Here is a 26749-nt window from a genome sequence, read left to right as displayed (position 1 = left end):
GTTTCCCGCGGGCGCGGGCGGCAGGGGTTCAGGCGGGCAGCACCGCGCGGTTCGACAGTCCGGCTCGGGCGGCGCGGGCGTAGGCGCCGGGCAGCGCGGCCAGGAGGGCGTCGACGTCCGCGTCGGTCGAGGTGTGGCCGAGCGTCATCCGGAGCACCCCGCGGGCCTCGTCCTCGCTCCGGCCGAGCGCGAGGACCACGTGCGAGGGCTCCGGGATCCCCGCCGTGCAGGCGGACCCGGTCGAGACGGAGACGCCCGCGGTGTCGAGGAGGAAGAGGAGGGAGTCGCCCTGCGCACCGGGGAAGGCGAGGTGCGCGTTGTTGGCGACCCGGCGTCCGGAGTCGAGGGCGGGCCCGGTCAGGGTCGCCCCCGGCACGGCGGCGAGGACGCCCGCGACGAGCCGGTCCCGCAGGGCTGTCAGGCGCCGCGCCTCCGCCGACAACTCGGCGTCCGCCTCGACCGCGGCGGCGGCGAAGGCCGCGGCGCCCGGCACGTCCTGAGTGCCGGAGCGGACGCCCCGCTGCTGTCCGCCTCCGTGCAGCACCGGGACCACGCGGGCGTCGCGGGCGAGCACGAGCGCACCGGTCGCGATCGGCCCGCCGACCTTGTGACCCGAGACGCTGACGGCGGCCAGTCCCGCGCCGTGCCCTGAGCCGGAGGCGCGGCGGATCTCGGCGATCCGCATCGGCACGTGCCCGAGGGCGGCGACCGCGTCGACGTGGAGGGGGACGCCGGCGCGGGCGCACGCGGTCGCCAGCTCGGCGATCGGGTTGATCGTCCCGATCTCGTTGTTGACCCAGAGCACCGTGACCAGGGCGACCGATCCGGGGTCCTCCTCCAGCGCCGCGGCGAGCGCCTCCGGCCGCAGGGTGCCCTCGTCGTCGAGCGGCAGCCACTCGAGGACGGCGCCCTCGTGCTCGGCGAGCCAGGCGGCCGAGTCGAGCGTCGCGTGGTGCTCCCCCTCGGCGACCAGGACCCGGACGCGGGCCGGGTCCTCGCTCCGGCGCTGCCAGTAGAGGCCCTTGATCCCGAGGTTGACCGCCTCGGTGCCGCCGGCGGTGAGGATCACCTCGATCGGCTCGCAGCCGAGCACCCCGGCGAGCGCCGACCGGGCGTCCTCCAGCCGGCGGCGAGCCTCCTGGCCGGAGCCGTGGACGGAGGAGGGGTTGCCGCCGTGGGCGGACGCCTCCGCGAACGAGGCGAGCGCCGAGGCGCGCAGCGGGGTGGTCGCGGCGTGGTCGAGGTAGATCACAGCAGCCCTTCGTCCCGCGTCGGGGGCACGGAGGGAGCCGGTGCCCGTCACTACTGTAAGTCGCATGACCTCTCACGATCCCCTAGCCCGGCTCGGCGTGACCGTGGACGATCAGGGCGGTGAGCTGCGGGTCTGGTCCGAGAGCGCGAGCGCCGTCGATCTGCTGCTGTACGACGAGAAGGATCCGACCTGGGTGACCCGCACGGTCCCGCTGGCGCGCGACGACGCCGCGGTCTGGTCCGCGCGCTCCGATCTGCTGGCCCCCGGCCGCCGCTACGCCCTGCGCGTCGACGGGCCGACGGGCCCCCGACACCGGTTCGACCCCCGCCGGGCCCTACTGGAGCCGTACTCCCGCGGCCTGCACCGGGTGGCGGAGAACGAGTGGCGCTCGGTCGTCGTGGACGACGCGTTCGACTGGGGCTCCTCCTCCCGGCCCGGCACCCCAATGGACCGCACCGTGATCTACGAGGCGCATGTGAAGGGGCTGACCCGGCTGAACCCGGCGCTGCCCGTGGAGCTGCGCGGCACCTACGCCGGCCTGGCGCACGAGTCGACGGTCTCGGCGCTGCTCGAGCTGGGCGTGACGGCGGTCGAGCTGCTGCCCGTGCACGCGTTCGTGTCGGAGCAGCGCCTGCTGCGGCAGGGGCTGACCAACTACTGGGGCTACAACACGCTGAACTTCTTCGCCCCGCACGCCGCGTACGCCTCCTCCACCGCGCAGCGCGGCGGACCGACCGCGGTGCTCCGGGAGTTCAAGGGGATGGTGAAGCTCCTGCACGAGGCCGGCCTCGAGGTGATCCTGGACGTGGTCTACAACCACACCGCCGAGGAGGGGCCGGGCGGGCCGATGTCGAGCCTGCGCGGGATCGACGACGCCGGCTGGTACCGCCAGACGCCCGAGGGCCACTACGTGGACGTCACGGGCTGCGGGAACACGATCGACTTCGGCCGGCCGGCGGCGCAGCGCCTCGCGCTGGACTCGATGCGCTACTGGTCGGGCGAGGTCGGGATCGACGGCTTCCGGCTCGACCTGGCCGCGACCCTCGGCCGGGACGAGATCGCGCACTTCCGGAGCGACCACCCGCTGCTGCGGGCCGCGGTCGAGGATCCGGCGCTGGCCGGCGTGAAGATGATCGCCGAGCCCTGGGACGTGGGAATGGGCGGCTGGCAGACGGGGAACTTCCCGGCCGGGTGGTCGGAGTGGAACGACCGCTACCGCGACCGCGCCCGCAACTTCTGGCTCTCGGACATCGACTACGCCCGCCGCGCCGGCACGGCCCCCGTCGGCATCGGCGGCTTCGCGACCCGGCTCTCGGGCTCCTCCAACACCTTCTCGGCGGAGCGGGGCCCCCTCGCTTCGGTCAACTTCGTCACCGCGCACGACGGCTTCACGCTGGCGGACCTCGTCTCGTACAACGTCAAGCACAACATCGGCAACGGCGAGTCGAACCGCGACGGAGCCGACACCAACCGCTCCTTCAACCACGGCTTCGAGGGCCCCACCACCGACGAGCGGATCACGCTGGCGCGGCGCAAGGCGATGCGGAACCTCCTCGGCACCCTGCTGCTGTCGGCCGGCGTGCCGATGATCACGGCGGGCGACGAGACCGGGCGCAGCCAGCGCGGCAACAACAACGCCTACTGCCAGGACTCGGACCTGACCTGGGTGCGCTGGGAGGGCCTGGCCGACTGGCAGCTCGCGCTCCGCGCGCACACGCGCACCCTGCTGCGCCTGCGGCGCGAGCACCCGGCGCTGCGTCCCTCCCGCTACGGCAGCGGCGACGCGAGCGAGCCGGGCGCCACGACCATGACGTGGTTCGACGCCCACGGGCGCGGGATGAGCGAGCACGACTGGACCTCCGCCGCCAACCGGACGCTGCAGTACCTCGCGGCCTCGACGCCGGTCGAGGGCGAGCCGGACCGTGTCCTGCTGGTGGTGCACGGCGTCGAGCAGGACACCACGGTCGTGCTCGCCGACGGCGAGGGGGTCACCGGCTACACGCGCCTGTGGAACAGCGAGGAGCCGGAGCCGCTGGAGCACGGCGAATCGTTCGAGCCGGGGCAGGTCATCCGCGTGGCCGGAACCTCGATGCAGCTCTTCGCCGCGCACGGGCCGGCGGCCGAGCAGGACGCCTGATGGCGAGGAGCGGGCCGGGGACCCCGGCGACCGTCGCGCTGACGGCGGCGGGCGTCCCCTTCACTCCCCGCCAGTACCGGCACGACCCGGCCACGACGCGCTACGGGCTCGAGGCGGCCGAGGCGCTCGGCGTCGAGCCGGAGCGCGTGTTCAAGACCCTGATGGTCGACGTGGACGGCGAGCTCGTGGTGGGCGTCGTGCCCGTCACCGGCTCCCTCGGGCTGAAGGAGCTCGCGGCCGCGGTCGGAGGCAGGCGGGCGGCGATGGCCGACCCCGTGCTGGCCCAGCGCCGGACCGGCTACGTGCTCGGCGGCATCTCGCCGCTCGAGCAGAGGACGCTGCACCGCACCGTGATCGACGAGACCGTCGAGCTCCACGACACGGTGCTCGTGTCGGGCGGGCGCCGGGGCTTCGACATCGAGCTCGCCCCCGCCGACCTCGTCGCCGCGACGGCCGCCCTCCTCGCCGACATCGCGCGCTGACCCCTGCTCCCCCGCCGTCCTCCTCCGGGCGCCGTCCTCCTCCCGCGCGACCCCGTCCCGGTCCGCGAGACGCCGAGGAAGGCGCACCGGAGCGGCATCTCGCGGAGAGGGACCGGGCGGGGTCAGCCGGCGGCGGCGGCCAGTCCCAGCTCGGCGGAGCGGGCCAGGAGGGGATGCCGCGGCACGACGCGGACGGTGTAGCCGAAGGAGCCGCTGCGGTCGAGGGTGACCACTCCGGCGTAGGGCACGCGCCCGACCGCGTCGGCCGGCACTACGGCACCCGACTCCTCGACCACCTCGAGCTCGTGGTGGCGGACCTCGGTGAGCGAGCCGTCAGCGGCCGTCGTCCCGTACACGACCTCGACCGAGACGTCCGCCGGCGAGAGCTCGCCCAGGCGCACGCCCGCGCGCACGGCGAGCCGGTCCCCGCGCTGGGGCACCGCGTCGATCCCGCCGGACTCGACGGACGCGACCGCGACCCCGGGCCAGCCGGCGCGGACCCGCCGCTTCCAGGTCGCCAGCTCCTTGGCCGGCTCGAAGTGGTCGGCGGCGACGGCGCGCCCGGCCTCGGCGGCCGGCGAGTAGAGCGCCTCGACGTACTGGCGCACCATCCGCTCGGCGGAGAGCTCGGGCGAGAGGGTCGCGAGGGTGTGCCGGATCGACCGCACCCACCGCCGGGGCACGCCGTCGTGATCGCGCTCGTAGTAGCGCGGCACGACCTCGGTCTCGAGCAGCTCGTAGAGCGCCTCGGCCTCGAGCGTGTCGCGGGCCTCCGGGTCGAGCGCGCGGTCGGAGGAGGGGATCGCCCAGCCGTTCTCGCCGTCGAAGTACTCGTTCCACCAGCCGTCGAGGATCGAGAGGTTGAGCGAGCCGTTGAGCGCCGCCTTCATCCCCGAGGTGCCGCACGCCTCGAGCGGGCGCAGCGGGTTGTTGAGCCAGACGTCGGTGCCCGGGTAGAGCAGCTGCGCCATCGCGATGTCGTAGTCCGGCAGGAAGACGATCCTGCGGCGCACGTCCGGCTCCTGCGCGAAGCGGACGAGCCGCTGGATCAGGCGCTTCCCCTCCTCGTCGGCCGGGTGGGACTTGCCCGCGATGACGATCTGGATCGGGTGCTGCGGGTGGGTGAGCAGCGCGCGCAGACGCTCGGGGTCGTGGAGCATCAGGGTCAGCCGCTTGTAGGTCGGCACCCGCCGCGCGAAGCCGATGGTGAGCACGTCCGGGTCCAGCAGCTCGTCGAGCCAGGCCGGCGGGAGGCCGCCCGGGTTCTGCTCGCGCCAGGAGCTGGCGGCCCGGCGGCGGGCGTCCCGCACCAGCTGCTCCCGCATCGCCCGGCGCGCGGCCCACAGCTCGGTGTCGCCGAGCGCGCCCGAGGCCCAGTCGGCCCGCGTCGTGTCGTCGGTGCCGAGCCGCTCCTCCGCGAGCCGCCGGAGGATCGGATCGGTCCAGGTGGCCGCGTGGACGCCGTTCGTCACCGAGCCGATCGGCACCTCCGCCGTCTCGAAGCCGGGCCAGAGGCTCGAGAACATCGAGCGGCTGACCTCGCCGTGCAGCGTCGAGACGCCGTTGGAGCGCTGCGCGAGCCGCAGGCCCATGTACGCCATGTTGAACGCCGTCCCGGAGTCCCCCGGCTCGGCGCCCAGCGCGAGCACGTCCTCGACCTGCACGCCCGGGAGCAGCTCCGTGGAGAAGTACTCCTCGATCATCCCGCGGTCGAAGCGGTCGATGCCCGCCGGCACCGGAGTGTGCGTGGTGAAGACCGTGCTCGCCCGCACCACCTGGAGAGCCTGGTCGAAGTCCAGGCCCGCGCCGATCAGGCCGGAGATGCGCTCGAGCCCCTGGAAGCCGGCGTGCCCCTCGTTGGTGTGGAACACCTCCGGGAGGACGCCGCCCGAGACCTCGGCCCAGAGTTCGAGCGCGCGGACCCCGCCGATGCCCAGCAGCAGCTCCTGCAGCAGGCGGTGCTCGCCCCCGCCGCCGTAGAGGCGGTCGGTGACGGAGCGGAGCGAGTCCTCGTTCTCGGGGATGTCGGTGTCGAGCAGGAGGAGGGTCACCCGGCCGACCTCCGCGCGCCAGACCCGGGCGTAGAGCGCGCGTCCCTCGGGGAGCGCCAGCACGATGCGGGCGGGCGAGCCGTCGGCGAGACGGACGACGCGCAGCGGCAGCCCGTCGGGATCGAGCGAGGGGTAGGACTCGAGCTGCCAGCCGTCGGCGGAGAGCTTCTGCGAGAAGTAGCCCGACCGGTAGAAGAGGCCCACGCCGGTGAGCGGCACGCCCAGGTCCGAGGAGGCCTTCAGGTGGTCGCCCGCGAGGATGCCGAGTCCGCCGGAGTACTGGGGCAGCGCCGCCGCGATGCCGAACTCCGGCGAGAAGTAGGCGATCGAGCGCGGGGCGGACTCCGGCAGCGACTGGTACCACCGCGGCTCGGTGCGGTAGCGCTCGAGCTCGTCGCGGAGGCGCCACGCCTCGTCGACGAAGCCCTGGTCCCCCGCCAGCTCGGCGAGGCGCTCGGGGCTCACTGCTCCGAGCAGAGCGGTGGGGTCCGCTCCCCCGCGCCGCCACAGCTCCGGATCGACCCGCTCGAACAAGCGCCGGGCGGGCTCGTGCCAGGCCCAGCGGAGATTGCCCGCCAGATCGCCCAGAGCCGAGAGCTCGGGCGGGAGGACGGAGCGGACGATGAAGCGGCGGATCGCCTTCACGGCACCCCTCGACTCTCTGCGGACCCCGGAGCGCCCGGTCGCGGAGCACCGGGGCGGTCGCGCTCGGTCACCCTAGCGGACCCCTCGGCCGCCGCGGATCGGCCGGACGCGGACCCGCCCCGACGCTCCGGCACGCGCTCCCCGGATCCGTTTGCACAGGCCCGAGCGCGGGCGCAACCGTCGTGTGCGAGCCGCCGCCGGTCGCTACTGTCATGACGTGGCTCAGATACCTTTCGGCAAGGCTCAGAACGGCAAGGACGCACGGCGAGCGGGTCGCGGACGCGCACCCCAGGAGGCGTCGGCGCCTCCCGAGACGGCCGCTCCGGCGCCCGCCGCCGCCCCCGAGGCGACTCCTGCTCCCCCCGCGGCCGACAGTGCTCCGGCCGCCCCGGTGACCGCGGACGCACCCCACGCGTCGCCGGCGACCGCGACGACCGGGAGCGGCTACCGCGTCCGGGCCGAGCGCCTGCCGATCATCGACCCGCAGCCCCGGCTCGAGGACGACCGCTGGCCCGCGAAGGCGTTCGTCGGCGAGGTCGTCCCCTTCGCTGCCACGGCCTTCCGCGAGGGGCACGACCTCATCGGCGTCGACCTCCTGCTGCGCTCGCCGTCCGGGGCCGAGTCGGAGCACCGCATGTCGCTCCTCGCGACCGGCACCGACCGCTACGGGCGCCTCGTGGCCCTCGACGAGGAGGGCGACTGGAGCTACCGCATCCGCGCCTACGCCGACGACTGGGCGACCTGGCTCCACACGGCCGAGGTCAAGATCCCGGCCGGCCTGGACATCGACGTCACCTTCGCCATCGGCGAGGGCCTGCTGCGCAGCGGCGCCGACGACTCCTCGCGGCCCGAGGGCGAGCGCAGCCTGCTCTCCGACACCGCCGCCCGCGTCGGCGACACCACGCTGAGCGCCGAGGAGCGCCTCGCCGCGGCGACCGATCCCGCCGTCCACGGCGCGCTCGACGCCCGCCCGGTGATGAGCCTCACCAGCGTCTCGAAGCCGCGCACCGTCCACGTCGAGCGCACCCGCGCCGGCGTCGGCGCCTGGTACGAGTTCTTCCCCCGCTCCGAGGGCGCCGTGCGCCACGAGGACGGGACCGTGACCAGCGGATCCTTCCGCACCGCGATAGACCGCCTCCCCGCCGTGGCGGCGATGGGCTTCGACGTGCTCTACCTGCCGCCGATCCACCCCATCGGCCGCTCCTTCCGCAAGGGCCCGAACAACACGCTCGACGCCGGCGAGAACGATCCCGGCTCGCCGTGGGCGATCGGCTCGGCCGAGGGCGGCCACGACGCGATCCACCCGGACCTCGGCACCGAGGACGACTTCCGCGCCTTCCACGCCGTGGTCGAGGCCGCGGGCCTCGAGCTCGCCCTCGACTTCGCCCTGCAGGCCTCGCCCGACCATCCCTGGGTCACCAGCCACCCCGAGTGGTTCACGACGCTCCCCGACGGCTCGATCGCCTACGCCGAGAACCCGCCGAAGAAGTACCAGGACATCTACCCGATCAACTTCGACAACGACCCCGAGGGCATCCGTCAGGAGTCGCTGCGGGTCCTGCGGCACTGGATCGACCTGGGCGTGCGGATCTTCCGCGTCGACAACCCCCACACGAAGCCGCTCGACTTCTGGGAGTGGATCATCCACGAGGTCAACGCCGAGCACCCCGAGGTCGTCTTCCTCGCGGAGGCGTTCACCCGCCCCGCGATCATGCGCGCGCTCGGCAAGGTCGGCTTCCAGCAGTCGTACTCGTACTTCACCTGGCGCAACACCAAGGAGGAGCTCGGCGAGTTCTTCACGAGCATCTCCCACGAGACGGCCGACTACATGCGGCCGAACCTCTTCGTGAACACTCCGGACATCCTCACCGAGTACCTCCAGTACGGCGGCCGCTCGGCGTACAAGGTGCGGGCGGCCCTGGCCGCGACCGCGTCGCCGCTGTGGGGGGTCTACGCCGGCTACGAACTGGTCGAGAACGTCGCTCGCCCCGGCGCCGAGGAGAACATCGACAACGAGAAGTACGAGTACAAGACGCGCGACTGGGCCGGCGCCGAGGAGTCGGGCCGCTCGCTGGCGCCGTACATCACGCGCCTCAACGAGATCCGGCGCTCGCACCCCGCGCTCGGGCAGCTGCGGAACCTGCACGTGCACGGCAGCGACGACGACGCGATCCTCGTCTACTCCAAGCACCTGCAGGCCGCGTTCACGGGCACCGGGACCGACGACACGATCATCGTCGTCGTCAACACCGACCCGCACTCGGCCCGCGAGACCACGGTCCACCTCGACCTGCCCGCGATCGGGCTCGACTGGAGCGCGACCTTCGAGGTCGAGGACCTGATCACCGGCGCCGTCTGGACCTGGGGCAGCGACGACTACGTGCGGCTCGACTCGTTCGTCGAGCCCGTGCACATCCTGAGCGTGAAGGCGGACGAGCGATGAGCGGAACCACCCCCGAGGGCACGAGCCCGGCCGAGGAGGCGGGCCTCGGCGCGCACGTCGAGACGGTCCCCACGACGGGCACCAGCTCGGCGACCACCTCCGGCCACGGCGCGCACGTCGCCGACGCGGCGCCCGACGCTTCCCAGCACCCCGGAGCGGACGGCGAGAACGCGCGCAGCTACGCGGTCGAGACGGTCCCGGAGGCGCCTCAGCCGGTCGCGGCCGACGACGCCGTGACCGTCGAGCCCGACGCCGACGACGCGGAGTCCGCTCCGGTCGGCAGCGGGGCCGAGGGCGACCTGCCCGACGACACGGACGCCGCCGATTCCGTCGCAGCGGACAGCGCCGGCCCCGCCGAGACGACCGCGGACCCCGCATCCGCTTCGGGCCCTGTCGACGGCACCGCTGCGATCGCGCTGCCCGACATCCCCGAGTGGGTGCTGCAGCAGCTCGCCACCGGCAGCAACGCGCTCCCCCACGACGTCCTGGGCCAGCACCTCGTCGCGGCCCCCGGCGTCTCCGACCCGGTGACGGTCGTCCGCGTGCGCCGCCCGCTCGCCGAGAAGGTCGCCGTGGTGCTCGCCACCGGCGCCCGCGTCGAGCTGAGCCACCTCAGCGACGGGATCTGGCAGGGCTTCCACGTCCTCGGTCCGCAGGCGTACACGGTCGAGGCCCGCTACGGCGGTGGCGGCGAGTGGACCGCGGAGGACCCCTACCGGTTCTCGAAGACGGTCGGCGACTTCGACCTCTACCTCATCGGCGAGGGCCGCCACGAGCGCCTCTGGGAGGCGCTCGGTGCCCGCCACCGCGAGCACGAGGGGGTCTGGGGCACGAGCTTCGCCGTCTGGGCCCCGCACGCCCACGCCGCTCGTGTCGTCGGCGACTTCAACGACTGGAACGGCGAGGGCCACTCCCTCCGCAACCTCGGGACGACCGGGGTCTGGGAGATCTTCGTCCCGGGCGTCGAGCCCGGAGCCTCCTACAAGTTCGACCTGCTCTCGCGCGACGGCCACTGGGTCCGCAAGGCCGACCCGATGGCCCGCGCCACGGAGGTGCCGCCTGCGACCGCCTCGAAGGTCCCCGTCTCGCACCACCAGTGGGGCGATTCCGGCTGGATGGAGAAGCGAGCCTCGGTCGATCCGCACACGCAGCCGCTCAGCGTCTACGAGATGCACCTCGGCTCCTGGCGTCCGGGACTGGGCTACCGCGACCTCGCGGACCCGCTGATCGAGTACGTCACCGAGCTCGGCTTCACGCACGTGGAGTTCATGCCGCTCGCCGAGCACCCGTTCGGCGGCTCCTGGGGCTACCAGGTCACCGGCTACTACGCCGCCTCGAGCCGCTTCGGCACGGCCGACGACCTCAAGTACCTGATCGACCGTCTGCACCAGGCCGGCATCGGCGTCATCGTCGACTGGGTGCCGGGGCACTTCCCCAAGGACGACTTCGCCCTCGCCCGCTTCGACGGCGAGCCGCTCTACGAGCACCCGGACTGGCGCCGCGGCGAGCAGATGGACTGGGGCACCTACGTCTTCGACTTCGGGCACACCCAGGTGCGCAACTTCCTCGTCGCGAACGCCCTGTTCTGGCTCGAGGAGTTCCACGTCGACGCCCTGCGGGTGGACGCCGTCGCCTCGATGCTCTACCTCGACTACTCCCGCAAGGAGGGCGAGTGGCTGCCGAACCAGTACGGCGGACGCGAGCACCTCGAGGCGATCAGCTTCCTCCAGGAGGTCAACGCCACGGCCTACAAGCTGCACCCCGGCATCATGATGATCGCCGAGGAGTCGACGAGCTGGCCCGGCGTCACCCAGCCCACCAGCTCCGGCGGCCTCGGCTTCGGGCTCAAGTGGAACATGGGCTGGATGCACGACTCGCTCGACTACATGGCGAACGATCCGCTGTGGCGCCAGTACCACCTGGGCGAGATCACCTTCTCGTTCGTCTACGCCTTCAGCGAGAAGTTCGTCCTGCCGATCAGCCACGACGAGGTCGTGCACGGCAAGGGCTCGCTGATCCAGAAGATGCCGGGCGACCACTGGCAGCAGCTCGCGAACGTGCGCGCCTACCTCGCCTTCATGTGGGCCCACCCCGGCAAGCAGCTGCTCTTCATGGGCCAGGAGTTCGGCCAGTACTCCGAGTGGAGCGAGGAGCGGGGCCTGGACTGGTGGATCCTCGATCAGCCGAGCCACCGCGGTCTCTGGAGCCTCGTCGGTCAGCTGAACCGCGTGTACCGCGACTCGCCGTCGCTCTGGGAGCTCGACCACGAGCAGTCGGGCTTCGAGTGGATCGACGGCGGCGCGGCGGCGGCCAACGTCGTCTCGTTCCTGCGCAAGGACAGCGAGGGTCGCCCGATCGCCGTCATCGCCAACTTCTCGGGTTCGCCCGTGCACGGCTACCGCGTGAGCCTGCCCACGGCCGGCCGCTGGGAGGAGCTCGTCAACACGGACGCCGAGATCTACGGCGGCAGCGGAGTCGGGAACTTCGGAGCGGTCGAGGCTCGCGAGGAGCCGTGGGCCGGCCGCCCGGCTTCCGCCGAGCTGGTCCTGCCCCCGCTGGCCGTGCTCTACCTGCGACCCGCCGACTGATCGGTCCCCGCACGGAAGAGGCCGCCCGCCGCGACGATCGTCGCGAGCGGGCGGCCTCTCGGTGTTCCGGCCGGCGTCAGTAGAGCAGGCCGGTGAGCCGGGCCCGAGCCTTGTTGACGCGCGGGTCGGTCTGACCGACGATCTCGAAGAGCTCCAGGAGACGAGCCCGGACGGCGGCCTTCCCCTCGGCGTCGAGGCGCGGGAACATCGAGAGCAGCCGGTCGAAGGCGTCCTCGACGTGGCCGCCCGAGACGTCCAGGTCGGCGACGGCGAGCTGCGCGTCGAGGTTCGACGGCTCGGCTGCGGCGGTCGAGCGGATGTCGTCGAGCGTGCGGCCCTGGAGGCGGGCCAGCAGCCGCACCTGAGCGAGACCGGCGACCGCGAGGTCGTCGCGCGGGTTCTGCGCGATGGCGGTCTCGTACTCGGTGATCGCCGCGGCGTAGTCGCCCCGGTCGATCGCGTCGTAGGCCTCCTGGTGGTGCGGCGGCAGCGGCTCCGGCTCGGGCTCCGCGCCCTCGGCGGGAGCGGCTCCCTCCACCGGCACCGTGCCCGTCACACCGTTCTGAGCGGCGAGCTGGAGGACCTGCTCGAGCAGGTCGCGCAGCTGCTCCTCGGCGACGAGGCCGCTGAACAGGGGCACCGGGCGGCCGCCGATGATCGCGGCGACCGTCGGCACGGACTGCACCTGGAACGCCTGCGCCAGCTGCGGGCTCGACTCCACGTCGACCCCGACGAGCACGAACGCGCCGGCGTACGAGACGACGACCTTCTCGAGCAGCGCGGTCATGCTCTGGCTCTGGTCCGACCAGGAGCCGCGCAGGTCGACGATCACCGGCACGCGCGAGGAGAGCTGGACCACCTGGTCGAACTCGGCGTCGCCGGCGGTCAGCAGCAGCGGATTCGCGCCGGGCGCGCCTCCGGGAGCGCCGGGAGCGGCCGGGGCGCCGGCGGAGGCGGCGGGCGGGGTGCGGCGGTTCACCAGCGACGAGAGGTCGACGGCGCCGCGGAGGTTTCCAGGCAGGGGCGGGACGGTGCTCACGGCAGCTGCACCACCGAGACGAGTCCCTGGCTCCATCCGAGCATCACGATCTTCTCCTCCGATCCGACGGGCGGTACGTAGAACAGCAGTTGGTATCCGTAGGTGGTCTCGATGCCGGTCGTCGACTTGTCCGTGCCCAGCAGGGTCTGCGAGGCGCCGGAGGTCGAGACGGTCGAGCCCTCGGCAGTGGGGCGGACGGTCGACGTCTCGGCGATGCTCGCCGCGACGAGGGCCCCCGAGTCGTTCGTCGCGAGCGCGATCGTCGGCGACGTGCCGGCGGCGTTCGAGAACTCGATCGAGGCGGTGTCCGGCAGCGCCTCGCGGTCGGCGTTCTTCTTGTCGACGCCGACCTGCCCCCGGAGTGTGTCGCCGTCGGCCGCGAAGAGCTCGGCGTACTGGCTCGAGTCGCCGTTGGCGAGCACGTCCGCGTACGCGGAGCCGACGGTCTGCGGGGCGAGCTTCATCAGGCGCGAGTCCGGCGCCACGATCGACGTGCCGACGGTGACGGGCGCGACGTCGGGGATGCGCGCGTTGGCCTCGAGCGAGATGGCGTAGTCGACCTTGTAGTCGACGCGCGGGCTCGCCTGGCTCATCATCAGCGCGATCGGGGCCTGGGTGGTGTCCGTCGAGTTCTGCACGACGGCGGTGACGAGGCGCGGCCACGACTCCGTGTCCTGCGGGAGCACCAGGCTCACCGGGGAGGCCGGGATCGTCTGCGGCGGGTCGATCGTCCCGCCCTTGGCGACGACGTCGTAGTTCGTGGTGCGCTCGGTGAGCGCCTCGCCCTGGAAGCGCTCGGCCAGGATCCCGGCGTCCCGGGCGGCGTCGGCGCGCGACGCAACATCGGCGACCTCGGCGACGACGGCCTCCGCCTGCTGCGTGGTGACCACGGGGGTCGGCTCGGCCGAGACCGGCTCTGCCCCCGCGGTCGCCGTGGCGGACGCGGTCGGCGCCTCGCTCGCGCCCGCGGCGAGATCCGGCCAGTAGTCGGAGCTGCAGCCGGAGAGGAGGACCGTCGTCCCGAGGACGACGGGCAGCACCAGGGCCGCCCGGCGGCGCGAGGGCGCCGGCGACGCCGTGGAGGCCTGGATCCCGGCACGCGGCCGGGGACGGCGGGCACCGCGGGGGATACGGCCCTGCGGTCCCTTCCGGCGCGGGCCGTGCTGGCGGCGCAGGTGGACGAAGGCCCAGATGTAGAGGACGAGGCCGAGGAGGAGGAACACGGCTCCTCCGAGCAGCAGCGGGCCGGCGAGGGGCGTCGCGGTGTCCACGGGCCAGCTGACGCGCACGGAGTCGGCTGCCGGCGCGGTGCCGTCGCTCGCGATGAGGATGGAGACGTCCTCCGGCACGTCGAGCGCCAGGGTCACGCTGCCGCTCCCCTCGAACTCCTCGAGCCAGAGGTCGGAGCCGCGAGGATCGACGACCGCCGCGTCGGCGGTCTCGACGTCGGAGGAGAGCTGGACGCGCTCGCCCGTCTCCTCCGCGGAGGTGAGGGTGTCGTCGGCGCGCTCGTAGCCGATGGCGTCGTAGCTCGAGCCGCCCACCCAGCCCAGCACGTCGGAGGTCCGGGCGTAGGCGACGACGAGGTCGCCGCTGCCCTCGACCGTGATCGTCTGGCGTCCCGGGTTGGCGCCCAGGGTGCTGCCGTCGATCACCGCGTAGGGAGCGGAGGAGTCGAGCGCGGTCTCGGCGGTGAGGGACTCCGGAGGAGCCCAGACCGTCCGCTGACCGATGCCGAGCACGATCATCGCGGCAGCGATGACGGTGGCGATGATGGCGAAGACGAACCGCACGAAAGAACTCCTCCTGCGTTGCCGGATCGGGGTGACGGCCGGGGCCGGCTCGGGGTACGCAGCCGGACCGGGGCGCGACGGCAACAGACAAAGACAGTCCACGATAGCCGATGCCCTCGCTCCGATGCCCGGGAGAAGCCGAGAGTGCGGCCCGGGCGGCGCGCGGTGCGGGTGTCGCCCCGGCCGCGGCCTCCCTGCTGAATACACTTTCCCAGTGCCGCGAGCCCCACCGCGGTCCTGCTCTGAAGGAGACGACGTGGCGAACGACGAGGCCGAATTCACCCAGGTGTTCCGTGGCTACGACCGGGACGAGGTCGACAAGGCCGTCCAGGGCCTGCGCCGCGAGCTCATCCACTCGAACACCCAGGCGGCCGAGAGCGGCCGCGAGGTGAAGCGCCTGTCCTCCCGGATCGAGGGCCTCGAGAAGGAGCTGCAGCAGGTCGGCACTCCCACCTACGCCGGCCTGGGCGCCAAGCTCGAGCACACCCTGCGCGTGGCCGAGGAGCAGTCCGAGCGGATCATCGCCCAGGCCGAGAACGACGCCTCCGCCCTCCGCCGCTCCACCCGCGACGACGGCGACCGCATCCTCCAGGAGGCGCGCGACGAGGCCGAGCGCCTGGTGACCGAGGCGCGCCGCCGTGCGGACCGGACCCGCGACGAGTCCGAGGCGCAGGCCGCGGCGACGCTCGGCAAGGCCGCCGACGACCGCGACGTGATGACCCAGGACGCCGTCCGCGAGGCCGCCGCGATCCGCGGCACCGTGGCGACCGAGGCCGCCGAGACCCGCGCCACCGCGAAGCGCGAGGCCGCCGCGATCCGCTCCGAGGCCGAGCGCGAGGCTGCGGAGATGCGCGCCGTCGCCGCCCGCGAGATCGAGGTCGCCCGCGCCGAGGCCGCCCGCCTCGCCCAGGCCAACGAGCTCCTGCGGGCCGAGGTCGCCTCCGAGGTCGACCGGCTCCGGGCGGCCGTCGAGGCCGAGGTCGCCCAGGCTCGCGCGGCGGTCGAGGCCGAGGTGCTCTCGACCCGCGCCGCGCTCGACGCCGAGGTCGCCGCCGCCCGCGCCGAGGGCGCCCGCGAGATCGCCGACCAGCGCACCCGGCTCACCCAGGAGCGCGCCGAGGCCGTCGCCGTGCTCGACGCCGAGCTGGCGGGCCTGCGCGCCGCGTCCGCCGACGAGGCCGCTGCGCTCTCGCGCGAGGTCGAGCAGGCCCGGATCGACCTGGTGGTCGAGCTCGCCGCGCGCCGCGAGGAGGCCGACCGCGACGACCTGCTCCGCCACCAGGAGGCCGTCGCGCAGACCCAGCGCTACCTCGACGAGTCGAACCTGCAGCTCGCCGACGCCATCCGACGCGCGAACGACAAGCGCCTCGAGGCGGACGCCCTCCGCAGCGACGCCCTCGACGACACGACGCGACTGCGCCGGAAGGCCCAGGACGACTCCGACGCCCTCCTCGACGACGCGCGCGACCAGGCGCAGAAGCTCGTCGCGGACGCGGAGCGCCGCAGCCGCGAGCTGATGGACACCGCCGAGCGGCGCCTCGACGAGATCCGCACCGAGCGCGACGCGATCGCCGGCTACGTGTCGGGACTGCGCGGGCTCATCGGCCACATCGACGGACTCGCGGACGACAGCGACGGCGACGGCTCCGACGGCAGCGGCCCTGACGGCAGCGGCTCCGACGGCGGCTCGTCCGGCCGCTAGGCGGTCGCTGGGCGGGTCGGCTCAGCCGAGCTCGCCCGCCCACTCCGTCGGCAGCGGGGACGAGGCGGGCGCGACCACGCGCACGATCTCGTCGAGGACGCGCCGGGTCTGCGCCTCGCCGACCCAGAGATGCTTCCCGCCCTCCACAGCGACGAGGTCCAGCTGCGGCACGCTCGCGAAGCGCTCGGCGGCCGCCTCCGGCCGCAGGTAGTCGTCGAACTCCGGGACGAGCGCCACGAGCGGTCGGCCGTCCTCGCCCCAGGCGGCGACCTCCTCCGCGCTCGTGCGGTGCAGCGGCGGCGAGAGCAGGATCGCTCCCTCGACGGGGTGCTCCCTCCCCCACTTCAGCGCGAGCTCGGTGCCGAAGGACCAGCCGACCAGCCAGGGGTGCGGCAGTCCGCGCTCCGCGACGAGCGCCAGGGCTGCGGCGACGTCGGCGCGCTCCTCGGTGCCGTGTCCGAACGCGCCCTCGCTCGTGCCGCGCGGCGACGCAGTGCCGCGGGTGTTGAAGCGGAGGACCGCCAGATCGGCGAGCGCGGGCAGGCGGGCGGCGGCCTTCCGCAGGATGTGCGAGTCCATGAAGCCGCCGTGTGTGGGCAGCGGATGCAGGGTGACCAGGGTCGCGACCGGCTCGCGCTCCAGGGGCAGCGCGAGCTCCCCGACAAGGGTCAGCCCGTCGGCTGTGTGCAGCTCGATGTCCTCGCGACGGGCGGGGAGGACGACGCCTCCGCGGATCTCGTGGGTCATCGTGCTCCTCGGATTCTCCAGCAGTGCGTGTGCCAGTGGCGGCGGCCGGCCAGGTCGGCCGCGTCGCCGAGGGCGCCGTCGGCCCGCCAGGTGACCAGGTGCGGCTGGCCGATGTCGATGGTGAGCCCGCAGCCCGGGCAGAGGTAGTTCTTTACGGCCCGCACTGCCGAGACGGGCTGAACGTTCCACTCCCGGCCGGCGTGCGACTCTGTGCGCCGGAAGCCTGCGAGCATCTGCGAGAGGTCGCGCTGCTCGTCGTCGTCGTCACGGCGGCCGCCCCGGGGTCTGTTGCTGCGCGGCATCCCCCCAGTCTAGGAGGCCGCCGCCGGGCCCCTTCCGTCAGTGGGAGCTGTCGTCCATCTCGAGCCGGGTCTCCTCAGCGTCGAGCATCAGCTGCGCCCGCCGCAGCGTCCGCGAGGAGTAGACCCCGCGCCCCCGGGCGTCCAGCAGTGCCTCCCGCTCGGCGAGCAGGACCGCTCGGCGCAGCCGCAGGTACTGCGCGTGCGGGCCGAGCGGTGCGTCCTCCGCGCGGCCGACCTGTTCCCACGCCACCTGCGAGCGTGTCAGAGTGTCGCGGCGCACGCGCTCGAGCACTCGCTCGCCCGCCTCGCCGTCGGGCAGCTCCGCCACCGCCTCGGGCAGGGCCTGGATGCCCGTGGCCGCGACCTCGTCGAGCAGCGTCGCGAGCTCGCGGCGGTCGGCCTCGCCGTCGGTGCCCTGGATGCCGGTGAGCCGGATCAGCGCGGGGAGCGTCGCACCCTGCAGGAGCAGCGTCACGACGGCGACGGTGAAGGCGATCAGGATCAGCTGGGAGCGGTAGGGAGTCTCGTCCGGCAGCGACTGGGCCGCGGCGAGCGTGACCACGCCGCGCATCCCGGACCAGGACAGGACGACTCCTCCGCGCCAGCCGAACGCCTCACTCGCGGTCGCGGCCAGATCGGTCTCGCGCCGGAGGTAGAGCCGCTCCGCTCTCACCTGCCGCCGCCGGAAGCGCTCGTCGCTGGTGGCGCTGTTGCGCAGTCGCATGAGGCCCACCGCCAGCCGCCGGTTGATCCGCTCCGCCCGCCGACCGGAGCTGCGCAGCCACAGGAGCAGCGGCCACACGAAGAGGGCCCGCAGCACGATCAGGATGACCACGGTGGCCAGACCCAGCAGCACCGCGGTGCCCACTCCGAACTCGCCCGGGTCCACGACCCCGGAGACGATCGCCTTGATCTCGGCGCCCATGAGCAGGAAGACGCCGTTCTCGAGCAGGAACTGCGCCGTCCGCCAGTTCACCCGCTCGCTGATCCGCGACTGCGGCGAGAGGAAGCGCGCGCTGTTGTGCCCCGTGTAGATCCCGGTGACCACGACGGCGAGCACCCCGGACGCGCCCAGCTCCTCGGCCGGGATGTAGGCCAGGAACGGCACGGCGAAGGACACGGCGGTGTCGAGCACGGGGTCCCGCAGCTTCGAGCGCACGAAGACGGTGAGCACGCCCATCACCAGTCCGAGGACGATCGCCATCAGGACGGAGTAGACGAAGAGGACCCCCACCTCGCCCACGTCGATCGCGTCGGTCGTGACGGAGGCGCCGACCACGGCCGCCGCAGCCGTCGCGGCGCGCAGCAGCACCAGCGCCGACGCGTCGTTCACGAGGCTCTCGCCCTCGAGCACCGTCACCAGGCGGGGGGGGAGTCCGAGCTTCTTGCCGATCGAGGTCGCGGCCACCGCGTCGGTCGGGCTCACGACGGCGCCCAGAGCGATCGCCGCGGGCAGGCTCAGATCGGGGAACACGAGGTAGAGGAAGCCGCCGACCACGAGGGCGGTCACGACGACCAGGAGGACCGAGAGCCCGAAGATCGAGCGCAGGTTCCGCCGGAAGTCGGTGAGGGGCACCTGGATCGCGGCCGAGTACAGCAGCGGCGGCAGCACGCCCGCGAGGATCAGCTCAGGCTCGACCTCGATGTCCGGGACCCCGGGGAGATAGGACGCGCCGATCCCGATGACAACCAGGAGCAGTGGTGCGGCGATCCCGAGGCGGCTCGAGAACCGCGCGACGGTGACGACGGTGATGATCCCGACGACCCCGAGCAACGCGTAATCCACGGCACCAGGGTAGCGAGAGCCTCAGCCCGCCGGACGCTGTGCCGAGCGGAGGAGAACGATCAGTACCAGCCGACCGACTCGGAGTGGGCCCAGGCGCCGCAGGGCGAGCCGTAGCGGCCGGAGATGTAGCCGAGGCCCCAGGTGATCTGGGTACTCGCGTTGGTCGCCCAGTCGGAGCCGGCCGTCGCCATCTTGCTGCCGGGGAGTGCCTGCGGGATGCCGTAGGCACCGCTGGACTTGTTCTCGGCGTAGACGTTCCAGCCGGACTCGCGGTTCCAGAGGAGGACGAGGCAGTCGTACTCGCTGTCGGCCCAGCCGCGCTGCACGATCATGTCGTACGCGATGGCCTTCGCGGATCCGGGATCCGGAGCGGCGGCGCGCTGGACGGGAGCGGCGGTCTCCGCCTCGGCGGAGCCCGACTCCTCCTCGTCGGCGGTCGCTGAAGCGGTCTGAGTCTCGGTCGGAGTGGGCGTCGGGGTCGGGGTCGGAGTGGGCGTCGGCTTCGCCTCGGCGCCGAACGAGTCGCGCTGGACGGTCCGCTCGACGGCGTCCGCGACGACGAGCCGCTGCGCGGAGTCGCCGTTGAAGCGCGCCGGGGCCTGGTAATAGGGGGAGGCGACCGCGCCGCTGGACGGATCGACGACGTTCACCATGGCGAACGCGATCGAGGCCGTGAAGGCCAGCACCGTCACCGGGATCCGAGCCCAGGAGCGCCGCACCGGGGTCTGGTGCGGGACCGCCGGGCGACCGCTGGTGCGGTTCGCGGGCGTGTGGGCGACGGAGGTCTGAGGATGCTGAGCCACGATTACGAAAGCATAACGGACGATGACCTGATCGGCCAGCAGATCCGGCTCCGGTCAGCGGACCGCCAGCATCACGTCGACGACCGTGTCGAGCAGCAGGTCGACCTGGGCCTCGGCGTACCCGCCGCGCTGCGGGGCGAAGGAGACGGTCCGCACGTCGTCCACGGTCAGCACCGATCCGTCGCGGAAGTAGCCGGAGATCCTGTCGGCGAAGGCGTCGACCTGGCGGATGTTGTAGCCCGTCGTGAGAGCGCCGGCCCGGGTGAACCGCTCGCGGGGAGCGCGGGCCAGCCGGTTCACGATCTCCTGGGCGGTCGACCGCGCGTCCGCGAGCCACGCCTCCTCGCCCCGGGCCGCGATCGCGTACTGGCGCTCCCGCAGGGCGAAGGCGTCCTCGAGGCGCTCGAGCGCCGCATCGACGTGGGGCGCGGAGTAGCCGCCCTTGCGCAGGGTGAACGCGGTGTGGCGCAGGTCGGCGGCGCGGAGGTCCGCCGGTCCCCCGGAGAGCTGCGAGTAGGCCTCGCGCGCCGACGCGAGGAAGGAGTCGACCTCGGCCGTGTCGTAGCCGGGACGGGACTCGCGGGCTCGGGGGAAGGGAGCGGTCATCCCGACATCATGCCAAGCCGCGCGCCGGGAGCGGAATCGGCACGCCCCGGCGAGGCGTGCGCTCAGTGGGCGAAGAGGAAGTACAGCACGTAGGCCGCTGCGGCCGACGGCAGGATCGAGTCCAGCCGGTCGAGGACTCCCCCGTGGCCGGGCAGCCAGGAGCTCATGTCCTTGATGCCGATGTCGCGCTTGATCAGCGACTCGGCGAGGTCGCCGAGCGTCGCGGTGAGCAGCACCACGGCCCCGAACACCGCACCGACCCACCAGGGCTGGCCGAGCATCAGCAGGGCGAGCAGGACGCCGACGACGATCCCCGCTACGGCCGCACCGGCGAACCCCTCCCAGGTCTTCTTCGGGCTGATACGCGGTGCCATCGGGTGCTTGCCCCAGGTGAGTCCGCTCACGTAGGCGCCGGTGTCGACGACGATCACGAGCACCAGGAACGCGAACGCCCAGAGCTGGCCGCCGGGCTCGGCGACGAGACGAATCGCGAAGGCGCCGAGGAAGGTCGTGTAGCCCTGGACGAACGCGCCGAGGCCGATGTCGAGGGCGAGGTCCCTCCGGCTGGAGGCGGTGCGCCGGAAGAGCTGCTCCCCCAGCCGCCAGAGGCCGACGAGGACGGATCCGCCGAGGACCGTGGCCCACGCGGCGCCGAGGCCGCCGTAGTAGGCGGCCGGCACGGCGACGACCGCCACGATCCCGGTCGGGATGCGCGGGATGTCGCGACCGGCGTGGCGCAGGGCGTTCGAGAGCTCCAGCGCCGCGAGCAGCACCACCACCCCCGCGAGCACCATGAAGAGCTCCTTGACCAGGAGGAGGCTGACGACCATCGCACCGCCGCCGAGGAGTCCGATCGCGGTCGCCGACACGAGGTTCCGGCCCGAGCGCGCGGTCAGGCGGTCGTTCGTCGCCTCGAGCTGGGCGCGGGTCGCCTCGAGCTGGCGCTCGACGTCGGCCCGGCCCTGCTGGGCGCGCGCACGCAGCGCGTCGCGGGTGACCATCCGGGATCCCCGGGCACCCGGGACGTGCGGAGACGGTCTCTTCTCGCCGCCCTCGGGTCCTTCGGGGATCTCGGGCACCGCTACACCTCGAGCAGTTCGGATTCCTTGCGCTTGAGCGCCTCGTCGATCGCGTCGACGTGCTGCTTCGTGAGCGCCTCGAGCTCCTTCTCGCCGCGGGCGAGCTCGTCGTCGCCGATGTCGCCCTTCAGCGCGTCGAGGTCGTCCTTGCCCTTGCGGCGGATGTTGCGCACCGCGATCTTGGCGTCCTCGGCCTTGGTGCGGACGATCTTGACGAACTCCTTGCGGCGCTCGGCGGTGAGCTCCGGCAGGGTCACGCGGATGATCGTGCCGTCGTTGGTCGGGTTCGCGCCGAGGTTCGGCATGTCCCGGATGGCCTGCTCGATGTCGCGCAGCGAGCCCTTGTCGTAGGGCGTCAGGACGAGCGTGCGGGCCTCCTGGTTCTGCATCGAGGCGAGCTGCGACAGCGGCGTCGGGGTGCCGTAGTAGCTCACCAGCACCTTCTGGAACATGCCGGGGTTCGCGCGTCCGGTGCGGACCGTGGAGAAGTCCTCCTTGGCGACCTCGACGGCCTTGCCCATCTTGGTCTTCGCGTCGGCCAGTACATCCGAGATCACAGGGAGCTCCTTAAGAGAGGGAAGTGGTCAGTCTAGTTCGAGACGAGCGTGCCGAGCTCGGCGCCGCGGATGGCCTTCGCGACGTTGCCCGAGGGCTCCATGCCGAAGACCTGCATCGGCATGCCGTTGTCCATGCAGAGGCTGAACGCGGTGGAGTCGACCACCTTGAGGCCCCGCTGGAGCGCCTCCTGGTAGGTCAGCGAATCGAGCTTCTTCGCGTCGGGGTTCGTCCGCGGGTCGGCGTCGTACACGCCGTCCACACCGTTCTTGGCGACGAGGACCACGTCGGCGTGCGTCTCGAGCGCGCGCTGCGCGGCGACCGTGTCGGTCGAGAAGTACGGGAGTCCGGCGCCGGCGCCGAAGATGACGACGCGGCCCTTCTCCATGTGCCGGATCGCCCGGCGGGGGATGTAGGGCTCCGCGACCTGCGTCATCGCGATCGCGGACTGCACGCGCGTCTCGGCGCCCGCCTGCTCGAGGAAGTCCTGGAGGGCGAGGGCGTTCATCACCGTGCCCAGCATGCCCATGTAGTCGGCCCGGCCGCGGTCCATGCCGCGCTGCGAGAGCTCGGCTCCGCGGAAGAAGTTGCCGCCGCCGACGACCACCGAGATCTCCACCTCGGTCGCGGCATCGGCGATCTCGCGCGCCAGGGCGCTGATCACGTCCGGGTTCACGCCGAGCGTGCCGGCTCCGAACGCCTCCCCCGACAGCTTCAGAAGCACCCTGCGGCGCTTGCCCGTCGTCATCGCATCCGTCTCCGTCATGGACGTTTCCTCCCGTAGACCCGTACAAACCTATCCCGCGCGGAGCGGACCCCGCGACCACGCCCGGGGCCGCCCCGGGCAGAGCGAAGGGAGCCCGGGTCGACTGAACGACCCGGACTCCCTCCTGCAGTGCTGTTAGGCGCCGACCTTGAAGCGGGCGAAGCCCGACACGCTCAGGCCCGCGTCGCTCAGGACCTTGCTGACGGACAGCTTGTTGTCCTTCGCGTAGTCCTGGTCGAGCAGGGCGACCTGCTTGAAGTACGCGTTCACGCGTCCCTCGATGATCTTCGGCAGGGCGGCCTCGGGCTTGCCCTCGCCGCGCGAGATCTCCTCGACGATGCGGCGCTCGTTGTCGACCTCGGACTGCGGCACGTCCTCGCGCGAGAGGTAGGACGGGTTCGCGAACGAGATGTGCTGGGCGACGGAGCGCGCGGTCTCGGCGTCCTCACCCGCGTAGCCGACGACCACGCCGACCTGCGGGGGCAGGTCCTTGTTCGTCTTGTGGAGGTAGATCGCGAAGTGCTCGCCCGAGACGGAGGCCACGCGGCGCAGCTCCACCTTCTCGCCGAGGATCGCGGCCTCGTCGTTGATCAGGTCAGCGACGGTTTTGCCGTCGGCGGGGGCCGCGAGGGCCTCCTCGACCGTGGTGGAGCCGGCGGCGACGACCGCGGCGAGCACGGCGTCGGCGAGGGCGATGAACTTCGTGCCCTTGGCGACGAAGTCGGTCTCGCACGCGAGCTCGATCATCGTGGCGACGCCGTCCTTCTCGGCGGCGGCGACGAGGCCCTCGCTCGTGGAGCGGTCGGCGCGCTTCGCGTTGCCCTTGGCACCCTTGAGGCGGAGGATCTCGACCGCCTTGTCCAGGTCGCCGTCGGCCTCGACGAGCGCGTTCTTCGTGTCGACCATGCCGGTACCGAGCTGCTCGCGCAGCGTCTTGACGTCAGCGAGGCTGAAATTTGCCATGTTCTCGGAACTCCTCTTGGTTCGGAAACCCTGTGGCGCCGTCACTCGCGGCGGCGGGCTCACGGGAGGAGCCCAGCACGCCGAGGTGACGGCGGTTCTTACTCGTGGTGAACGTGCACCGACCGAGCGGGGGCCGGACGACCGCGGGTGCGGCGTCCGACCCCCGTCACGGAACGGGGTGTCAGGCGGTGGCGGTCTCGTCGGTCGCGGTCTCGTCGGTCGAGGTCTCGGCGGCGTCGGCCTCGGGGGCCTCCTCCGCGGCGGGGGCCTCGGCCTCGACGACGGCCTCGTCGGCGGTCTCGGTCTCGGCGTCGGCGACCTTCTCGGTCTCCGCGCCGGCCTGCTCGTTCGGCTCCTGCACGTCGGCGGCGGGCGCACCGGTGGAGAGCAGCTCCTGCTCCCACTCGGCCAGCGGCTCGACGGCGGAGACGTTGCCCTCGGCCTCGGGCTTCTGGTGGCGCTGGATGAGGCCCTCGGCCGCGGCGTCGGCGACGATGCGGGTGAGCAGGCTCACCGAGCGGATCGCGTCGTCGTTGCCCGGGATCGGGTACTGGACCTCGTCCGGGTCGCAGTTCGTGTCGAGGATGCCGATGACCGGGATGCCCAGCTTCTTGGCCTCGTCGATCGCGAGGTGCTCCTTCTTGGTGTCGACGACCCAGAGGGCCGACGGCGTCTTCGAGAGGTTGCGGATGCCGCCGAGCGACTTGTGCAGCTTGTCGAGCTCGCGCTTCTTGATGAGGAGCTCCTTCTTGGTGAAGCCGCTCTTCGACGTGTCGTCGAAGTCGAGCTCCTCCAGCTCCTTCATGCGGGCGAGGCGCTTCGAGACCGTCTGGAAGTTGGTCAGGAGGCCGCCGAGCCAGCGCTGGTTCACGTAGGGCTGGCCGACGCGGGTCGCCTGCTCCGAGATCGCGTTCTGCGCCTGCTTCTTGGTGCCGACGAAGAGGATGGTGCCGCCGTGGGCGACCGTCTCCTTGACGAAGTCGTAGGTCTTGTCGATGTAGGCCAGCGACTGCTGGAGGTCGATGATGTAGCTGCCCGAGCGCTCGGTCAGGATGAAGCGCTTCATCTTCGGGTTCCAGCGACGGGTCTGGTGCCCGAAGTGGACGCCGCTGTCGAGCAGCTGGCGCATGGTGACGACTGCCATGAGTCGTTCTCCTTGTCTCGGGGCCCGGGCGCACGACGGCGCCGAACTCCCGTTCGGTTGTCTGCGACGGCCGGTCGGCACGTCGCCCTGGCGCCCGGCGCACTCCCGCCCCGGCCGCATGAGCGGAGAGGGACCGTGGGGAGCGGAGGCCGAATGGGCGCGCGTAGTCACCCCGACGAGCGAGGTGCTCCGTGGAGTCTAGCACCAGGACGGCCGCCTCCCCCGCTGCTGCGGGAGGGCGGCCGTCGGGGCGCGGGAGGCCGGTGCTACTTGCGCGCCGACTTCATCACGGTGCGGATGTGCAGGGTGTCCATCTCCTCCAGAGAGCGGCCCTTGGTCTCGGGCACGAACATGAAGACGAAGACGAACGAGATCGCCGCGAAGGCGGCGTAGAGGCCGTAGGCCAGGGTGAGCGACACGTCCTGCGAGAGGATCGGGAAGGTCACCGTGATGGCGAAGTTCGCGATCCACTGGGCCGAGGCCGCCAGGCCGAGCGCGGCCGCTCGGATCCGGTTCGGGAAGATCTCGCCGAGGAGGACCCATACCAGCGGGCCCCAGGTCGCACCGAAGAAGACGACGAACGCGTTCGCCGAGACGAGGGCGATCGGCCCCCAGGCGCCGGGCAGCGAGACGTCCTCTCCGCTGATCGTCGACTGGCTGAAGGCGATGGCCATCAGTGCGAGCGAGACGGCCATGCCGGCCGAGCCGACCAGCAGCAGCGGCTTCCGGCCGACCTTGTCGACCAGGAAGATCGCCACGAAGGTGACGACGACGTTCACGACCGAGGTGAAGACCGAGATCGCGAAGGAGTTGGACTCGTCGAATCCGACCGCGCTCCAGAGCGAGGTGGAGTAGTAGAAGATCACGTTGATGCCCACGAACTGCTGGAACACCGACAGCAGGATGCCGACCCAGACCACGGGGAGCAGGCCGAGGGCGGGGCCGCGGAGGCTGGAGCGCTTCGCGTTCTCGGAGTCCTCGTCGATCTTCTTCTGGATGTCCGCGAGCGCCTCGTCGACCTCGTCGCGCGGCGTGACCGTCGCGAGCACCGCGCGGGCGTCCTCGGAGCGGCCGCGGGTCGCGAGGTAGCGGGGCGACTCCGGCAGGGTCAGGGCCAGGAGGCCGTAGATGACGGCCGGCACGGCACAGGCGATGAACATCCAGCGCCAGGCGGCGACGCCGAACCAGAAGGGCTCGGAGGCGCCGTCCGCGCCGTTCGCGATGAGGGTGTCCGAGAGCAGGGCGGCGAAGATGCCGAGCGTGATCGCCAGCTGCTGCAGCGACGCGAGAGCTCCGCGGATGGCCTTGGGCGCGATCTCCGAGATGTAGGTCGGAGCGATCACGGAGGCGATGCCGATGCCGAGGCCTCCGACCACGCGCCAGAGCACGAGGTCCCAGACCGCGAACGCCGCGCCGGCGCCGATGGAGGAGATGAAGAAGAGCCCGGCGCCGAGCAGCATGACCTTGATGCGGCCCCAGCGGTCGGCCAGGCGCCCAGCGAGGTACGCGCCGAGCGCACAGCCGAGCAGCGCGGAGGCGACGGCGAAGCCGATCAGGGCGGCCGAGAGCTGGAACTCGCCCTGCACCGCCTCCACGGCACCGTTCACCACCGACGAGTCGAAGCCGAAGAGGAAGCCGCCGACCGCCGCCGCGATCGCGAGGCCGATCACCTTCCTCTTCAGCTTCGCCGCCGAGGGGTTCGGGATGTCCGCTCTCCCGCTGGTCGTGTCAGATCGTCCGCTGGTCATGGTCGTCTCCGATTCTCGCCGCCGGTGGGGGCGGGGTGCCGCTCCCGAGCCGGATCACCGGCACGTTACTCCTCGCCGCGGCACCGCCGGGACGGGTTGCGCTCTCCCCCGGCCGATG

Annotated in this window: 20 protein-coding genes; 5 read left to right on the top strand and 15 right to left on the bottom strand. The window is 72.5% G+C overall.

What is annotated here, in order from left to right:
• Positions 1 to 28: 28 nt before the first annotated feature.
• Entirely contained in the window at positions 29 to 1252 is a 1224-nt protein-coding gene (locus tag C5C63_RS09685) for a cysteine desulfurase family protein (protein ID WP_308471541.1), read from the bottom strand.
• Positions 1253 to 1316: 64 nt separating this feature from the next.
• Here C5C63_RS09685 and glgX point away from each other — a divergent pair, with 64 nt between their 5' ends.
• Both glgX and ybaK read left to right on the top strand, forming a co-directional pair.
• Entirely contained in the window at positions 1317 to 3389 is a 2073-nt protein-coding gene (gene glgX / locus C5C63_RS09680; RefSeq protein WP_104325946.1) for a glycogen debranching protein GlgX, read from the top strand.
• On the top strand, positions 3389 to 3871 hold the full coding sequence (gene ybaK / locus C5C63_RS09675; protein WP_104325945.1) for a Cys-tRNA(Pro) deacylase: 483 nt from the start codon (positions 3389 to 3391) through the stop codon (positions 3869 to 3871). The genes glgX and ybaK overlap by 1 nt, the downstream gene beginning before the upstream one ends.
• A 122-nt stretch (positions 3872 to 3993) precedes the next feature.
• Here ybaK and glgP read toward each other — a convergent pair whose 3' ends face one another.
• Positions 3994 to 6567: an alpha-glucan family phosphorylase gene (gene glgP / locus C5C63_RS09670; protein WP_104325944.1), complete on the bottom strand. Its 2574-nt coding sequence runs from the start codon at positions 6565 to 6567 to the stop codon at positions 3994 to 3996.
• A gap of 472 nt (positions 6568 to 7039) precedes the next feature.
• On the opposite strand from glgP, the gene C5C63_RS09665 reads away from it, so the two are divergent.
• Both C5C63_RS09665 and glgB read left to right on the top strand, forming a co-directional pair.
• Positions 7040 to 9010 (top strand): alpha-1,4-glucan--maltose-1-phosphate maltosyltransferase, encoded by a 1971-nt coding sequence (locus C5C63_RS09665; RefSeq protein ID WP_308471543.1) that lies wholly within the window; start codon positions 7040 to 7042, stop codon positions 9008 to 9010.
• Entirely contained in the window at positions 9007 to 11598 is a 2592-nt protein-coding gene (gene glgB, locus C5C63_RS09660) for a 1,4-alpha-glucan branching protein GlgB (protein WP_104325943.1), read from the top strand. Before C5C63_RS09665 ends, glgB begins: the two co-directional genes overlap by 4 nt.
• Before the next feature lie 76 nt (positions 11599 to 11674).
• Here the strand turns inward: glgB and C5C63_RS09655 are convergent, their stop codons facing one another.
• Complete coding sequence (locus tag C5C63_RS09655; RefSeq protein WP_104325942.1) at positions 11675 to 12637, bottom strand: tetratricopeptide repeat protein; 963 nt, start codon at positions 12635 to 12637, stop codon at positions 11675 to 11677.
• Positions 12634 to 14430 (bottom strand): hypothetical protein, encoded by a 1797-nt coding sequence (locus C5C63_RS09650; RefSeq protein ID WP_104325941.1) that lies wholly within the window; start codon positions 14428 to 14430, stop codon positions 12634 to 12636. Before C5C63_RS09650 ends, C5C63_RS09655 begins: the two co-directional genes overlap by 4 nt.
• Positions 14431 to 14686: 256 nt before the next feature.
• On the opposite strand from C5C63_RS09650, the gene C5C63_RS09645 reads away from it, so the two are divergent.
• Positions 14687 to 16132: a DivIVA domain-containing protein gene (locus C5C63_RS09645; protein ID WP_104295449.1), complete on the top strand. Its 1446-nt coding sequence runs from the start codon at positions 14687 to 14689 to the stop codon at positions 16130 to 16132.
• Positions 16133 to 16153: 21 nt separating this feature from the next.
• Here C5C63_RS09645 and C5C63_RS09640 read toward each other — a convergent pair whose 3' ends face one another.
• The 11 genes from C5C63_RS09640 to C5C63_RS09590 form a co-directional block, all read right to left on the bottom strand.
• Positions 16154 to 16879 carry an alpha/beta hydrolase gene (locus tag C5C63_RS09640; RefSeq protein ID WP_104226862.1) on the bottom strand — a complete coding sequence of 242 codons (726 nt, stop codon included), beginning with the start codon at positions 16877 to 16879 and terminating at the stop codon, positions 16154 to 16156.
• Positions 16876 to 17181, bottom strand: a complete 306-nt coding sequence (locus C5C63_RS09635) for a hypothetical protein (RefSeq protein WP_181072792.1) — start codon at positions 17179 to 17181, stop codon at positions 16876 to 16878. The genes C5C63_RS09640 and C5C63_RS09635 overlap by 4 nt, the downstream gene beginning before the upstream one ends.
• Before the next feature lie 37 nt (positions 17182 to 17218).
• Positions 17219 to 18967: a sodium:proton antiporter gene (locus C5C63_RS09630; protein ID WP_104260590.1), complete on the bottom strand. Its 1749-nt coding sequence runs from the start codon at positions 18965 to 18967 to the stop codon at positions 17219 to 17221.
• A gap of 59 nt (positions 18968 to 19026) precedes the next feature.
• A complete protein-coding gene (locus C5C63_RS09625) occupies positions 19027 to 19770 on the bottom strand; it encodes a lytic transglycosylase domain-containing protein (RefSeq protein ID WP_258065425.1) in 744 nt (247 codons plus the stop codon).
• 54 nt (positions 19771 to 19824) lie between these two features.
• Positions 19825 to 20376, bottom strand: a complete 552-nt coding sequence (locus C5C63_RS09620; RefSeq protein WP_104226865.1) for a DivIVA domain-containing protein — start codon at positions 20374 to 20376, stop codon at positions 19825 to 19827.
• Between the two features lie 62 nt (positions 20377 to 20438).
• Positions 20439 to 21377 carry a phosphatidate cytidylyltransferase gene (locus C5C63_RS09615; RefSeq protein WP_104232500.1) on the bottom strand — a complete coding sequence of 313 codons (939 nt, stop codon included), beginning with the start codon at positions 21375 to 21377 and terminating at the stop codon, positions 20439 to 20441.
• Positions 21378 to 21457: 80 nt separating this feature from the next.
• On the bottom strand, positions 21458 to 22012 hold the full coding sequence (gene frr, locus C5C63_RS09610; RefSeq protein WP_104232499.1) for a ribosome recycling factor: 555 nt from the start codon (positions 22010 to 22012) through the stop codon (positions 21458 to 21460).
• Positions 22013 to 22044: 32 nt separating this feature from the next.
• On the bottom strand, positions 22045 to 22758 hold the full coding sequence (gene pyrH, locus C5C63_RS09605; RefSeq protein WP_374953771.1) for a UMP kinase: 714 nt from the start codon (positions 22756 to 22758) through the stop codon (positions 22045 to 22047).
• A gap of 153 nt (positions 22759 to 22911) precedes the next feature.
• The gene (tsf, locus tag C5C63_RS09600) at positions 22912 to 23739 is read right to left on the bottom strand and encodes a translation elongation factor Ts (RefSeq protein ID WP_104295447.1); all 828 of its coding nucleotides are present in this window, start codon (positions 23737 to 23739) and stop codon (positions 22912 to 22914) included.
• Positions 23740 to 23920: 181 nt separating this feature from the next.
• Positions 23921 to 24883, bottom strand: a complete 963-nt coding sequence (rpsB, locus tag C5C63_RS09595; protein WP_104295446.1) for a 30S ribosomal protein S2 — start codon at positions 24881 to 24883, stop codon at positions 23921 to 23923.
• A 266-nt stretch (positions 24884 to 25149) separates the two neighbouring features.
• Complete coding sequence (locus C5C63_RS09590) at positions 25150 to 26631, bottom strand: sugar porter family MFS transporter (protein ID WP_104223897.1); 1482 nt, start codon at positions 26629 to 26631, stop codon at positions 25150 to 25152.
• Positions 26632 to 26749 lie beyond the last annotated feature (118 nt).

Origin of the sequence: Rathayibacter sp. AY1B8 (assembly GCF_002932775.1) — a bacterium.
Classification (GTDB): Bacteria; Actinomycetota; Actinomycetes; order Actinomycetales; family Microbacteriaceae; genus Rathayibacter.
This window is presented reverse-complemented; position numbering and strand designations above follow the sequence as displayed.

Excerpts from the sequence above, each read along its gene's own strand:
- glgX (WP_104325946.1), top strand. The coding sequence starts at position 1,317 with ATGACCTCTCACGATCCCCTAGCCCGGCTCGGCGTGACCGTGGACGAT.
- ybaK (WP_104325945.1), top strand. The coding sequence starts at position 3,389 with ATGGCGAGGAGCGGGCCGGGGACCCCGGCGACCGTCGCGCTGACGGCG.
- glgB (WP_104325943.1), top strand. The coding sequence starts at position 9,007 with ATGAGCGGAACCACCCCCGAGGGCACGAGCCCGGCCGAGGAGGCGGGC.
- C5C63_RS09640 (WP_104226862.1), bottom strand. The coding sequence starts at position 16,879 with ATGACCCACGAGATCCGCGGAGGCGTCGTCCTCCCCGCCCGTCGCGAG.
- C5C63_RS09635 (WP_181072792.1), bottom strand. The coding sequence starts at position 17,181 with ATGCCGCGCAGCAACAGACCCCGGGGCGGCCGCCGTGACGACGACGAC.
- C5C63_RS09620 (WP_104226865.1), bottom strand. The coding sequence starts at position 20,376 with ATGACCGCTCCCTTCCCCCGAGCCCGCGAGTCCCGTCCCGGCTACGAC.
- C5C63_RS09615 (WP_104232500.1), bottom strand. The coding sequence starts at position 21,377 with ATGGTCACCCGCGACGCGCTGCGTGCGCGCGCCCAGCAGGGCCGGGCC.
- pyrH (WP_374953771.1), bottom strand. The coding sequence starts at position 22,758 with ATGACGACGGGCAAGCGCCGCAGGGTGCTTCTGAAGCTGTCGGGGGAG.
- tsf (WP_104295447.1), bottom strand. The coding sequence starts at position 23,739 with ATGGCAAATTTCAGCCTCGCTGACGTCAAGACGCTGCGCGAGCAGCTC.
- rpsB (WP_104295446.1), bottom strand. The coding sequence starts at position 24,883 with ATGGCAGTCGTCACCATGCGCCAGCTGCTCGACAGCGGCGTCCACTTC.
- C5C63_RS09590 (WP_104223897.1), bottom strand. The coding sequence starts at position 26,631 with ATGACCAGCGGACGATCTGACACGACCAGCGGGAGAGCGGACATCCCG.